Source organism: Microbulbifer halophilus, assembly GCF_026183675.1.
Classification (GTDB): domain Bacteria; phylum Pseudomonadota; class Gammaproteobacteria; order Pseudomonadales; family Cellvibrionaceae; genus Microbulbifer; species Microbulbifer halophilus.
This window is the reverse complement of sequence record NZ_JAPIVK010000026.1, coordinates 36,068-49,989: the sequence shown is the minus strand read 5'-3', so window position 1 is coordinate 49,989 and position 13,922 is coordinate 36,068. Positions and strand designations below refer to the sequence as shown.

Here is a 13,922-nt window from a genome sequence, read left to right as displayed (position 1 = left end):
CCGGGCACTGACGCGGATAAGTCCGGATTCAGTGAAGTGAGTGACACTTCGGCTACAGACCGCTTCTGGAGTGAAGGAGTGCTGACAAAAACCTTCTGAACTTCACAAATGTCGTATTTGTTACAAAAGTTGGTTCGGATTGTGCATTAAGTCAGGTGTGTTGGGGTAAAGACGATTGCTGGGGGGCGATCGTTACTTAACCACTAAGAATATCCAACAATACAAGAGGGGACTGTATGACACAGCCTAACTTTCATAGGGAAGAGAGGTATACAACGAATCCCGGGCCCAGGTTTCTCAAGCGTACCGCGCTGAGCGTTGCGCTCGGCCTGAGCGTGGCGGGCGGCGTGCAGGCGCAGAGCACCACCGGCAGTATCTTCGGGGATGCTCCCGCAGGCGCCACCGTCGTCATCAAAAACAACAGCGGCTTCAGCCGCACCGTGACGGTGGATGATTCTGGCGAATACCGTGTCGGCTCTCTGCCGGTTGGTACCTACGTCGTCACTGCGAAACAGGACGGCGAGACGGTTGGCTCGCGTACCGTTCCCGTGCGTATCGGCGCGGGTGCCGACGTTTCGTTCCATAACGACGAGATGCTCGAAACAGTAACGGTGGTTGGTAGTAATATCACGCCGGCCATTGATGTGAGCTCGACGGATACCCGGGTTGTGCTCAACGCCGAGCAACTGGAGCGCCTGCCACTGGGGCGTTCAGCCGAGAATATTGCCCTGCTGGCCCCCGGGGTCAATGCCGGTGCCGAGGGTTACTTCGATGACATGGTTTCCTTTGGCGGCGCCGGTGTTTCCGAAAATGCCTACTATATCAATGGTTTCCTCGCCAACGATCCTCTGTCCAATCTCGGCGGTTTCAGCCTGCCATATGCTTCGATTGAACAGCAGGAGACCTACACCGGTGGCTACGGTTCCAAGTACGGCCGATCTTCCGGCGGTGTGATCAACCAGGTCGGCCAGAGCGGCAGTAATGAACTGAAGTACGGCACTCAGGTCGTGTATGTTCCCAAAAGTCTGCGTGCCGGTGGGCCCAGGGCCTACTACTCCAACCTGAATCTGCCGGAAGGCTATGGATATGAAGATCCGGACAAGGCCGGCACCCTGTATGAGCGCACCAGCGATGACTACAGCTGGAGCCAGACTTACAGCGCCTATGTCAGCGGGCCGCTGATCGAGGACAAGCTGTTTGGCTTTGTGTCCATGGAAGGGGAAACCGAGGAATCCCAGGATGCGCCGACCGCCGAGGGAGCTCCCAGGGTGGAAGACAGCGAAAGCGATAACACCAAGATTTACGCCAAGCTCGACTGGTTCATTACCCAGGATCACCTGCTCGAATACACCTATATGCGGGAGGAGTACGAGCTGGATGGCACCTACAGCGCCTGGGATTTCGAAAACGGTAGCCGCGGTGAACGCCTGGATTCTCTTCCAAATACGGAAAACAATCGCAGCGAGTTTTCGATTCTCAGCTACACCGGCTATCTGACCGACACGCTGACCCTGAGTGCCACGTATGGCCACGGCAGCTTTTCCTATAAGGATGAGCCGGCTGAGGAAGTGGTCAACCCGTACATTTCCAGTTATACAAACCAGGACCCATCCATCGTCGACGACAGCCCGATACCAGGGCTGGCAGGTGGTTACGATGCCCGCAACGCGCGCGACTACACCGATGGTCTGCGCGTGAACCTGGAATGGCTGCTGGGCGACCACACCCTGACTGTCGGTGTGGACAATATGGAGTTCGAGGCCGCCAACGAGGGCACGACACAGCTGACAGACCTGTGGATCTACAGCAGCGCGGATGACCCGTCGAAAGACATCAATGCGGCGCTGGGGGTAGGGGCCCCGGGAGGCGACGGCTACTATGTGCAAAAGTATCTCTATGAAGATGCGACCAGCATGAAGCTGGAACAGGATGCCTATTACATAGAGGACCGCTGGCAGGTAACTGACGATGTGCTGTTGTCGTTGGGCCTGCGTAACGATAAGTTCACCAACTACAACAATGTCGGTGTGCCCTACATGGAATCCGACGACCAGTGGGCCCCGCGCCTCGGGGGAACCTGGGACGTATTTGGGGACTCCTCTCTCAAACTGTTTGCCAATGCCGGCCGCTACTACCTGGCCATGCCGAACAGCGTAGCGATCCGCGGCGCATCCGCCTCGACTTACACCCGCGAGTACTTCACTTACGAAGACGTGGATCCGGAAACTGGTGCCCCGCTCGATTTGACGGCGCTCGGCCCGGGCCCGGTGTCGGCCAATGGAGAGTATGGCGAACCCGTGGACCCGCAGGCCTTTGCCCCGTCAGACCTGGAGAACATGTATCAGGACGAGTACATTCTCGGGTTTGAGAAGACGCTGGGAGAAGACTGGACCTACGGTGCCAAGTTCATCTTCCGCGACCTGAAGTCCGCGATTGACGATGTATGTGACCCGAACCGTATGCTCGACAAGCTGGCTGCGATGGGAGTGGAGTCCGACACCGTCGACTGGCAGTACTGCTACATGTTCAATCCCGGTGGTTCCAATACCTTCAGTCTCGCCAACCTCGACGCTGCAGGAAATCCGGATGGTACCCGTACCGAGGTGACCATGAGCGCCGACGACTGGGAAATGCCCAACCTGAAGCGCGAATACAAGGCGATCGACCTGTTCCTGGAGCGCCCGTTTGACGGTAAATGGGAAGCCCGTGTCGACTATACCTACAGCAAGTTGCAGGGGAACAACGAAGGTCAGGTAAAATCCGAGTTCGGTCAGGACAGCATCTCCAAGACCCAGGACTGGGACGTATCGGAACTGATGAGACACTCCGATGGTTACCTCGCCAACGACCGTCGGCATCAATTGAAGATTCGCGGCAGCTATGCACTCACCGAAGAGCTTCTGCTAAGTGCCAACGCCAATATCAAATCCGGCATGCCGGTCAGCTGCCTGGGCTACTACAACCCGGATGGCAGCACCGATGAGGCGTCGGAAGCGGGCGACCCGGTGGGTTATGGAGCCAGCTATCACACCTGCTTCGGCGAAGTGGCCACACCGGGTAAAGAGCGCACACCCTGGACCCGCAGTCTGGATATGGGCGTGACTTATACCCCCGCGGCCCTCGAGGAGCGGTTGAATCTGAGCCTGCAGGTGTTCAATGTTCTCAACGAGCAGGAGCCGCTGCAACTGGACGTTACCTCGGAAGAAAGCCCGTACACGGTCAGCAACACCTACAAGGTACCGCTGGGCTATCAGACTCCGCGTTACGTGATGTTTACTGCGTCGCTGGATTTCTGATCGATAGCACACTGGTCATTTACCAGTACCGAAAACCGGCCCCAGCAATGGGGCCGGTTTTTTTGTGGATTTTGTGCTGAACTATCCCAACCCCCGGCCCGCCACTTTCCGGCCAGCTGTCATAGATCCCTTTCCCTGTGATGTGCGGGCTTAAGGAGCGTAGATTTGCCACATGTCTCAGTTTCTCGTGCGGAAAGTTCGAATTGTAACTTTAGTCATGAAAATTTGATCGGTATAAGTTTTAAGTCTTATTTCGCGCCATAACCGGGGCGTGGATGGGTGTTCCCAAAGTGATGGTTATTCAAAAGGAACGCTTCCCGAATTCCGGAAGATGGAAAAACTTTATATTCATTTTGAGGGTGGGCCTGGTCTGTTCGTCAAATGATATGTGTTGGGAAGGAGGTGGCCGCTGGGGGGCGGTTGCCTTTTCAAACAGATAAAAGCAAAACCAATAATGATCTAACGATCAAGAGGGATTTTCTTATGAGCTCAACCCTGTTTTCGCGAAAAACGCTCGCCAAGAGCGTGCTTGCTCTGGCCGTGGGGGCAACCACCATTTCCACCCCGACAGTTTTTGCCGATGAAATTACCGGTACCGTGCGCGGTAGTGTAGTTGGTGTCGAAAACGTCAGTGAAATCAAGATAACCAATGTTGAACGCGGCATCACCAAGACCATGAATGTGGACTCCGGTGGTGAATTCCGTTTTGGTAGCCTGACGCCAGGTCAGTATAAAGTGCAGGTGGTTTCCGGTGGAAGTGTCGTCGACACCCAGACCGTAAATGTTACCCTGGGTGGAACCGCTAGCATCGTTATGGGCCATGGTTCAGAAGTTGAAGAGGTGGTTGTTCAGGGGGAGCGCATTGCCCAGGTGGATACCGGCATTGCAGAGACCGGCATGGTTATGTCCGCCGACCAACTAGTAGAGCTTCCGGTTGCTCGCGATCTGACTTCCGTAACCATGCTCGCACCAAGTGTTAGCAAAGGAGATTCCGCGTTCGGCAACAACGCCAGTTTTGCCGGTGCTTCCGTTGCGGAAAATGTCAGCTATATCAATGGTCTGAATACCACCAATTTCCGTAACGGCCTCGGGTTCTCAGAGGTCCCTTTCGAGTTTTATGAAAATATTCAGGTAAAAACCGGCGGTTACTCCGCGAAGTTTGGGCGCTCCACCGGCGGTGTAATGAATGCCACTACCAAGAGCGGTAGCAATGAGTTTAAGTTCGGTTCCAGTTTTTACTACGATGAGGAAGTGTCCACGGTTCCCAATACTCACTGGAACAACAATGACAAGGATGCGTTTGAGGAAAGCAATTACAATGTATACGCCTCTGGTGCTCTGGTTCAGGATCGTGTGTTTTTCTACGCCCTGTACAACCATAAGACCGAAAATGAGGATATCTACAATTTCACCGGTAGTGCTTGGAAGCAGGAAGTTGAAACCGATTTCTGGGGTTTGAAGCTGGATGGTTATATCACTGAGAATCACCGCGTTGAATTGACGGCCTTCAGTGACGATCGTGAAACCGTTGAATCTACTTATGCGTACGATGGTGAAACCGATACATCGGGACAGTATTTTGGTGACACCATTTACGGCCGGGGTGGTGTGAACTGGATTGCCAGCTATATCGGCAACCTGACTGACACCATGGAGTTGACCGTATCCTATGGCCGTAACGAGGCGGACCGTTCCGATGTCCCGGAGGATATCACGCCGCCTCTTACCGAGCTTGCAGATGAGAATGGTGTGCTGCAGCGGACAGGCCAATGGATTACTGGCAACGTGGAACGTGGGCTTGATGAGCGCGAGATGACACGGGTGGATTTCACCTGGGACATTGGCGATCACTTCGTAGAAGTTGGGCTTGACCGTGAAATCAACACCGCCAGCAATGACGTCCACCGGTCCGGTGGTGTCCAGTGGCAAAACGATCCTTATGGCCAGTGGGCCTGTGATGAGTGGGGCTTCTGTGACGAGAACGATGAGTCACTGGGGCTGCCGCTGGTGGTCGAGACTCATTACGATAATGTCGGCAGCTTTGAGACGGAGTCCTCGGCCTTCTATATCCAGGATACCTGGGATGTCACCGATACTCTCTCTCTGCAGGTGGGCCTTCGCAATGAGACCTTCAAGAACCTGAACGCCGAAGGCGAGTCCTTTATCGAGGTCAAAGACCAATGGGCACCGCGTCTCTCCGCGGTCTGGGATCCGACCGGAGCGGGCAACCAGAAGGTTTATGCCAACTACGGCCATTACTACCTGCCGATCGCCGCCAACACCAATATCCGTATGTCCGCACCGGAATACTATGTCAGGGATTTCTATGATTGGGATGGTGACTGCTTAAACGAGGATGGAACCCCCTGTAATGTCGGAGACTATATAGGCCGTGTCACATACGGTAACGGCGAGGTACCGGATACCCGTAGTCTGGTGGACACTAATATCGAACCCATGTACCAGTCCGAGTTTATCCTCGGCTACGAATTTGTGACCGAGCAGGGGTACGAGCTGGGTGCGAGGGGCATCTACCGTAACCTGGAAACCTCCATGGAGGATGTGGCCATCGATGCGGCAGTGATCGATTACTACAATTCCACTGGGAATTGGGATACCAGCAGGTCTGGAAGTTGTGACACCACCAACGATTCTGGAGATGTAATCGGAACGCATCCCTGTTCCGTCGAAGAGGTATTTACCGGTTTCCACCAATATGTACTGACCAATCCGGGCAGTGAGATGCGGACCTATATCCCGGAAATGGATGAATATATCTCCCTGACCGCCGATCAACTGCGTTACCCGGAGGCCAAGCGCCAGTATGGTGCCTTGGAGTTCACTTTCAAGCGTCCATTTGATGGCAGATGGTCTCTGGATGCCTCATATACCTGGGCGCACAGCTGGGGTAACAATGAAGGCTATGTACGCTCCGACAACGGCCAAAATGATGCGGGTATTACCACCAATTTCGACCAGCCGGGACTGCTGGACGGAGGCTACGGTGATCTGCCCAACGACCGCCGTCACACCGTTAAGGCATTCGGCACTTATGCGTTTGATATGGGGCTGCGTGTAGGGGCGAACTTCATGTGGCAGTCCGGTCGCCCGAAGAACTGTTTCGGTGTTCACCCGACAGATGTTTTCGCCGCCGCCTACGGCCGTGAATCCTTCTACTGCGATGGCGAACTGGCTCCGCGCGCCAGCAGGGGGCGTACCGATAACTACTGGAAGATGGATTTGAATGCCCAGTATCCGGTGGCGTTCGGCAACAACCAGCAGTTGCTGCTATCTCTGGATGTGTTCAATCTCTTCGATAGCGATGCCGTTACCGAGACTGAGGAGCTGAATGGCGACCAGTACGGTCTTCCTGAGCAATACCAGGATCCACGCAGCATCCGTTTGGGAGTTCGCTACGACTTCAACTGATCGTTGGTTGAATAGTGAAGTTTAAGCCCCGCTATGCGGGGCTTTTTTGCGTAAGCATTGTCAAATTGTAGGCGGCTGCGCTAAAAGCAGGTCATGAGAATGGATGAAAAAACAGGGGTTTTTTTGTTGTAGTGACAGTTTTATGGTTCTTCAGCTATTGGGAACAGTCTTTTTCGTGAAAAGCTGGGGAAATAGACGAAGAGCTATCTCGAATCTGGCTCTCACTGTCAAATGTTAAAGTTGCAGTGTAAAAGTGGGCATTGCCGGAAGTGGAAAAAGCCGAATGGAGTGCCAGCTTGCAGTGTAATAATCCCGGTTTCTACTGAGTTTTCAGAAGTGGGAGGAGAAAGGTGGTTTTCATAGAGGCTCAGGATTTTCAGTATTTCTGGTAACGTGCTCTGCTACATGCTGGTACTCTTGGGATCCGTATTGCCTGAATTCCCGCAGGCAGCTGTAAGTGAGTTTTATTTCATGATCATCATCGCTGCGGCGAGCCTTTTCCCTGATTCCTCTCCAGTCCAGAACAATTCCGGTTTCCGCGACTTCCCGGAGCTTTTTCGGTCCAGTGCTCAGATAGGCTATAGCCAGCCCTGCCCAGAAATACCGCAATGCATGTTCGGGCTCCGCACAAAAAGGCAGAAGTAGCCGCAGTGCATGGCAGCCTGTGACACCATGTAGCAGTGTAAAGTCTCCGGTCCCGAGGTAGGCTTTGATCGCCACCCGCGCGATATCCTCCAATCCTAGCTGCTCCGACTGAACCGGCGTTTCCATCCATCCCTGCTGGCGAGTAACTGCAACCATATGATCGGCAATATTTCCCGGAGCGATTGATATCAACGGATATCGCTGTGCCAGCTCGGGCAGTATCTCGTCCGCGCTTAAAGCCACTCGTTCTTCGCTGGCCGGCAGTTTGTGGTATTCGAGATTCCAGTAGGCGAGCCCTGCGGCGACTTCTTCCTGGTGGCGGGCATCCACGCCGTAGGCGGTGCGGATCAGGGGATGGAAGGCGGCGGTGGCGATGGCGGGGAGCAGTGGCGGCAGTTCGCGGTGCAGGCAGCCGGCGATGCCATGTTGTTTGACCTGCGTTTCGTAGTATTGCAGGGCGGTCGGGAAGAGTTCCTCCCGATTGCGGCATTCCTCAATCGGAATGCCCGGGTCCGGCGGCGGCAGTTGTGGCCTCTCCAGGTGCGGAATCGAGCGGTCGAATGCGCGTCGCATCTGCTTGTGTGTGCCCCCCATCTTGTCCAGCGCAATCAATACCATCGGCAGGTGATTGGCGAGGCGGTCGCCGTAGCGGACGTGGTAGTGGCTGGCCGCTTCGAGCAGTTCTGTACAGTAGCGGGTGATGCTCATGGTTGGAGGGTTACTCCACTTCGACTCTATCCCCCGAGTTTATGGTCACGCCGCCCGGGTCGCGAAGGAGCGGTGCGAGGTTGACGCCGAAATGGATCTGGCCGCCCTCGCCGCGCCGGTATCGGGCCAGGGTGCGCAGCGGTTCCTTGCCGGGCTTGCCGGTGAACGGGTCCAGGCCGGGAATGGCGCAGCGGGAGCAGGTGTGGGTGCATTCGAGCTCCAGCGGGCCGGTGGCGGTGTGAATGCGGATCCGTGTCCAGTCGTCCTCGGCAAAGGGGGCGGCGCCGTCGAGGATGAGGTTGGGGCGGAAGCGCAGCGTGGATACCGGGGTGTCGAGGCGCGCGTTCAGGTCGTCCAGCGAGCCCTGGCCGATCAGCAGCAGCGGCGCGGCGTCGGCGAAGCCGACCTGTATCCGACTGCGCGGCGATCGCAGCGGGCGTCGGAACTCATCGCCCATGGCCACCAGGCGCACCGGGGTTTGTAACTGCTCACTGAGCCAGGTGGCGGCGGTGTCGCCAGCGTCGCGGGCAGTGACCGTGTCGCGCCAGACGGTGACTTCCCGGCAGGGGGCGGACGCGCCGGGGTGGTCGATTTCGATCTGTTCACCGCTGTGATTTTCGATGTGCAGGCCGCCGTGGATATTGGTGGCCTTCAGGCGGGCCATGGCGCGCAGGCGGCGCTGGGTGACGAACTGGTTGTCGCCGTCCACCAGCATCCAGCGGCGGTCGCCGGCGGCGCCGAACCGGTCAAGGGTCAGGGAGTCGCACGGGTGGCCCTGTAGGGATTTGACGGGGAAGTGGTAGAGGGCTGATATGTGCATGGTGATACTGGTTTGGTTGTCTATTCGCCCGGGGCGGTCCTGCGGACCGCTTGCCGAGCTGGAGCTCGGCGTTCCCAGGGGCGGTCCTGCGGCCCGCAAGCGCAGCTGGGGCTACGCGCTCCCGGCACACAAAAAAGCCCGCGTCAGCGGGCTTTTATATCAGGTTTTGAGTTTTTTGTACTGCATGCGGTGTGGTGTGGCGTCTTCGCCTTTGCGCTCAATGAAGTCCTCGTGGTACTCGGTGTAGTTGCCCTCGAAGAAGACGGCCTCGCTCTCGCCCTCGTAGGCGAGGATATGGGTGGCGACGCGATCCAGGAACCAGCGGTCGTGGGAGATCACCAGGGCGCAGCCGGGGTAGGTCAGCAGGGCCTCTTCCAGGGCGCGCAGCGTCTCGATATCGAGGTCGTTGGAGGGTTCGTCCAGTAGCAGCACGTTGGCGCCCTGTTTCAGGGTGTAGGCCAGGTGCAGGCGGCCGCGCTCGCCGCCGGACAGTTCGCCCACGCGCTTCTGCTGATCGGAGCCCTTGAAGTTGAAACGGCCCACATAGTTGCGCGAGCCCACTTCGTAGTTGTTGATCTTGAGCATGTCGTGGCCGTCGGAGATGGCTTCCCAGACGGTCTTGTTGTCGTCCAGGTTCTCGCGGCCCTGTTCCACATAGGCTACCTGCACCGTCTCGCCGATCTTGATCTCGCCGCTGTCCGGTTGCTCGCTGCCGGTAATCATACGGAAAAGCGTGGACTTACCCGCGCCGTTGCCGCCGACGATACCCACGATCGCGCCCTTGGGCACGCGGAAGGACAGGTTCTCCACCAGCAGGCGGTCGCCGAAGCCCTTGCTGACGTTGTCGAATTCGATCACGTTGTCGCCCAGACGCTCGCCCGGCGGAATGTAGATCTCGTTGGTCTCGTTGCGGGCCTGGAAATCCTGGGACTGCATCTCTTCCAGGCGGGACAGGCGCGCCTTGTTCTTGGACTGGCGACCCTTGGGGTTCTGGCGCGCCCACTCCAGTTCCTTTTTCATCGACTTCATACGCGCCTGTTCGGATTTCTGTTCCTGCTCCAGGCGGGTCTCCTTCTGTTCCAGCCAGGAGGTGTAGTTGCCCTCCCAGGGAATGCCGTGGCCGCGGTCCAGTTCCAGGATCCACCCGGCCACATTGTCGAGGAAGTAGCGGTCGTGGGTAATGGCCACCACGGTGCCGGTGAAGTCGTGCAGGAAGCGCTCCAGCCAGTAGACACTCTCCGCGTCCAGGTGGTTGGTGGGTTCGTCCAGCAGCAGCATGTCCGGACGCGACAGCAGCAGGCGGCACAGGGCCACGCGGCGCTTCTCACCGCCGGACAGGTTGTTTACGTCGGCATCCCATGGCGGCAGGCGCAGGGCGTCGGCGGCCACTTCCAGGCGGTGTTCCAGGTTGTGGCCATCCCAGGCCTGGATGATGTCTTCGAACTGCTGCTGCTTCTTGGCCAGCGCATCGAAATCCGCATCCGGCTCGGCGTAGTCGGCGTAGACCTGTTCCAGGCCGGCCAGGGCGTCGATGGCCTCGCGCACGCCGTCCTCGACGTTGCCGCGCACATTCTTGGCCGGGTCCAGCTGCGGCTCCTGCGGCAGGTAGCCTACCTTGAGGCCCGGCATGGCTCGGGCCTCGCCGTTATAGTCCTCATCCAGGCCGGCCATGATGCGCAGCAGGGTGGACTTGCCGGCGCCGTTCAGGCCCAGCACGCCGATCTTGGCGCCGGGAAAGAAGGAGAGGGAGATATCCTTGAGGATTTCTCGCTTGGGCGGCACTACCTTGCCCACCCGGTTCATGGTGTATACGTATTCGGCCATTGAAAGGGGTCCAGTAAGCTTGATGGAATCGATCAGAATTTGCGCGCACGTTAGCCAAAAGCCGCATTACAATCAACTGTTCCCGGCGCGCCCCACTGGAGGTTGCGCGCGAAACTGTGCTTAACTGCGGCACTGACTGAGATCACAGACAAAGAAACAGAGAGATGGATCAGGATTCCCCCGTACTCTTCGGGCGCCGCGGCGCCGTGGCCACCGCCACCCTCAATCTGCCCAAGGCGCTCAATGCGCTCAACCTGGAGATGATCGAGCTGCTGTCCCGGCAGCTCGACGACTGGGCCGACGACGACAGCGTGGCCTGTGTCTGGATCGACGGCAGCGGCGACAAGGGCCTCTGCGCCGGCGGCGATGTGGTGTCGCTGTACCGGGAATCCCCGGCTTACGGCGAGAAACCGGACTACGATTTCACCACCCGCTTTTTCTCCCGCGAGTACCGCCTCGATTACCGGATTCACACCTATGAAAAGCCGATCGTCGTCTGGGGCGGCGGCATCGTGATGGGGGGCGGTATCGGTATCGTGGCCGGCGCCAGCCACCGCATCGCCACCGAGACCACCCGCATGGCGATGCCGGAGGTGACCATCGGCCTGTTTCCGGATGTGGGCGGCAGCTGGTTCCTGAATCGCATGCCCGGCCGGCTGGGTCTGTTCCTGGGCCTGACCGGGGCCCAGTTCAACGGCAGCGATGCGCTTTTTGCCGGCCTGGCGGATCGCATGTTGCCGAATGAACGACGCGAGTCGGTACTGACAGAGCTGGCCGGGCTGGAGTTCTTTGCCGACAGCAAACGCAACCGCGAACAGGTGAGCAACTGCCTGAAACGGCTGGAGCTGCCGCAGGACGAGCGCCCGCCATCGATATTGCGCGAGCACTACGATCAGGTCCAGAACCTCACCGATTTTGCCACGCTGCCGGACGTCTGCCAGGCGATCCGCAGCTACGATGGCGACGACAAATGGCTGCAGAAGGCCGCCGCCACCCTCGCCGCCGGCTCGCCGCTGACGCCATGGATCGTCTGGGAACAGCTCGAGCGCGGTCGCTATCTGTCCCTTGCGGAAGTGTTCCGGATGGAGCTGGCGCTGGCGGTGAATCTCTGTGCCAGCGGCCATGTCAGGGAAGGCGTGCGCGCGCTGCTGATCGACAAGGATCGAAAACCTCAGTGGCAGCCGGCGTCCCTGGACGAAGTTTCGGCGGAACAGGTGGAAGCGTGTTTCAGTGAACCCTGGGCGGAGAATCCGCTGGCGGATCTGTAGGCGCCCGGGAGCGCCGAGCTTCCGCTCGGCCCACGGGCCGCAGGCCCACCACAACAGGAAATAAAAAAATAATCGAAAGGGAGAATACAACATGGAAAAAATCGCCTTTCTGGGCCTCGGCAATATGGGCGGCCCCATGGCTGCGAATCTGGTTGAGGCCGGTTTTGCGGTATCGGCCTTCGATCCCTCCGAACCGGCACTGGCGCAAGCTGCGGAAAACGGCTGTGAACGCGCGGATAGCGCCCGGCAGGCAGTGCAGGGCGCCCGTGCGGTGGTATCGATGTTGCCGCACGGCGATGCGGTAAAGGGTCTCTACCTCGGCGCCCGCGGCCTTTTGCAGGTGCTGGAACCCGAAACCCTGGTGATCGACTGTTCCACCATCGCCGCCAACGACGCCCGCCAACTGATCGCCGCGGCCGGCGAGCGCGGTATCCGCGCTATCGACGCGCCGGTGTCCGGCGGTACCGCTGCGGCTGCAGCTGGCAGCCTGTCCTTTATGTGTGGCGGTGCAGCCGATGCAGTCGAGTCGGCGCGGCCGGTACTTGCCGCAATGGGCGCCAATACCTTCCATGCCGGCCCGGCCGGTGCCGGTCAGGTGGCCAAGATCTGCAACAACATGCTGTTGGCAGTCCACATGATCGGTACCGCCGAGGCATTACAGTTGGGTGTGGACAACGGCCTGGACCCGAAGGTGCTCTCGGACATCATGAAAGCCAGCTCCGGCGGCAACTGGTCGTTGGAAAAATACAATCCCTATCCGGGTGTGATGGATGGTGTGCCCGCCTCGCGGGACTACAGCGGCGGTTTCACGGTGGCCCTGATGCTGAAAGATCTGGGGCTGGCGATGGACACCGCCGCTGGCAGCGCCTCGTCCACGCCGCTGGGGGCGCTGGCGAAAAATCTCTACCAGCTGCACGGTGGCTGTGAGAAAAACCGGCAGCGGGATTTTTCCAGTATCCAGAATATGTTCCGGCGGCCGGCTGGCGAGGAATAAACGCTGGTTTTGCTGGCGGTGCCTCAGCCCGTCGGTTGGAGTGAGTGCAGCAAAGTCCAATATCGGGGCCGCGGAACCAACGGGGCCCTTCACCGCCCTCTCCCCCCGGCCCCTCTCCCACCGGGAGAGGGTTAGGGGGAGGGGCATAGGTTGGAACAAGGACGGACACAGGGGCTGTCTCCACCCATCGCGTCAGAAGTAGTAATCTTCCAGGTCGATTTTTTCCCAGTCGTAGACCAGTTCCCTGCCATCGGCGGTCACCAGGTTGACCTTGTGCGGTGCCAGGCAGGGCGACCAGTCCACTTTTTCCCAATCGACTACCGAGCCCTCGTCGCCCACCCGGACCACGGCATCCTGCCAGGCCTGGGCGCACTCTGTCGGTACCTCTCCCCGGATCACAAGCTCCCGGTCCAGGTACCTGCGGTACTGTAGTTGCGGCATGGGATTCAGGTGGTAACGGGCATCGGCGTCCTGGAGATAGTATTTGCCGGCCTCCTCGATCACGGTGCCGCTGACGGTGACCTGCTGTGCGGTTTCAATATGGCTGCAGGCGGAGATGAATAGTGCGGCGAGAAGTGGAATGGCAGTTCGCATTGGGGCCCCCTTTGTGATGATTATGGTCGATTGCTGCCGACCGCACAGAGTCGGCGCAGGCTGGGGATCAAAATAGCGGCGGGGAATGAAAACGCGGTGACAGTTTTATTTCAGCGGGAGGGGCCCGAAAGATCTGTTGCACGCCGCTGTCGTCGAGCCGAACTTGTGTGTGCCTGCCCGATTGCCCGGTGATGCCGATCGGTGGCCTGCGGAACCAATCTGCAATCATCGGAGTCGGATGTTGCCCTGCGGCGATTAGCACGCACTACTGTGATCCGGGTAACTGTTCCCGGAAGAGGGGGCGGCTAGAATTCGCGCAAACTTTGCTCGAACAACAATATTGG

Annotated in this window: 8 protein-coding genes; 4 read left to right on the top strand and 4 right to left on the bottom strand. The window is 58.4% G+C overall.

The genetic code is table 11. The features are described 5' to 3' along the window. The first annotated feature begins 236 nt into the window (after positions 1 to 236). Together OQE62_RS13885 and OQE62_RS13880 are read left to right on the top strand one after the other, a co-directional pair. Positions 237 to 3,296 (top strand): TonB-dependent receptor, encoded by a 3,060-nt coding sequence (locus OQE62_RS13885; RefSeq protein WP_265722644.1) that lies wholly within the window; start codon positions 237 to 239, stop codon positions 3,294 to 3,296. A gap of 483 nt (positions 3,297 to 3,779) precedes the next feature. Continuing rightward, positions 3,780 to 6,725 (top strand): TonB-dependent receptor, encoded by a 2,946-nt coding sequence (locus tag OQE62_RS13880; RefSeq protein ID WP_265722643.1) that lies wholly within the window; start codon positions 3,780 to 3,782, stop codon positions 6,723 to 6,725. 357 nt (positions 6,726 to 7,082) lie between these two features. Here the strand turns inward: OQE62_RS13880 and OQE62_RS13875 are convergent, their stop codons facing one another. The 3 genes from OQE62_RS13875 to ettA all read right to left on the bottom strand — a co-directional run bounded on the left by OQE62_RS13875 (position 7,083) and on the right by ettA (position 10,722). Further along, entirely contained in the window at positions 7,083 to 8,078 is a 996-nt protein-coding gene (locus tag OQE62_RS13875; RefSeq protein WP_265722642.1) for a questin oxidase family protein, read from the bottom strand. Positions 8,079 to 8,088: 10 nt separating this feature from the next. Next, complete coding sequence (locus OQE62_RS13870; protein WP_265722641.1) at positions 8,089 to 8,898, bottom strand: MOSC domain-containing protein; 810 nt, start codon at positions 8,896 to 8,898, stop codon at positions 8,089 to 8,091. A 159-nt stretch (positions 8,899 to 9,057) separates the two neighbouring features. Next, positions 9,058 to 10,722 carry an energy-dependent translational throttle protein EttA gene (ettA, locus tag OQE62_RS13865; protein WP_265722640.1) on the bottom strand — a complete coding sequence of 555 codons (1,665 nt, stop codon included), beginning with the start codon at positions 10,720 to 10,722 and terminating at the stop codon, positions 9,058 to 9,060. 164 nt (positions 10,723 to 10,886) lie between these two features. Here ettA and OQE62_RS13860 point away from each other — a divergent pair, with 164 nt between their 5' ends. Both OQE62_RS13860 and mmsB read left to right on the top strand, forming a co-directional pair. Further along, on the top strand, positions 10,887 to 11,990 hold the full coding sequence (locus OQE62_RS13860) for an enoyl-CoA hydratase/isomerase family protein (protein WP_265722639.1): 1,104 nt from the start codon (positions 10,887 to 10,889) through the stop codon (positions 11,988 to 11,990). A gap of 91 nt (positions 11,991 to 12,081) precedes the next feature. After that, entirely contained in the window at positions 12,082 to 12,984 is a 903-nt protein-coding gene (gene mmsB / locus OQE62_RS13855; RefSeq protein WP_265722638.1) for a 3-hydroxyisobutyrate dehydrogenase, read from the top strand. A 192-nt stretch (positions 12,985 to 13,176) separates the two neighbouring features. Here the strand turns inward: mmsB and OQE62_RS13850 are convergent, their stop codons facing one another. Next, complete coding sequence (locus OQE62_RS13850; protein ID WP_265722637.1) at positions 13,177 to 13,578, bottom strand: hypothetical protein; 402 nt, start codon at positions 13,576 to 13,578, stop codon at positions 13,177 to 13,179. Positions 13,579 to 13,922 lie beyond the last annotated feature (344 nt).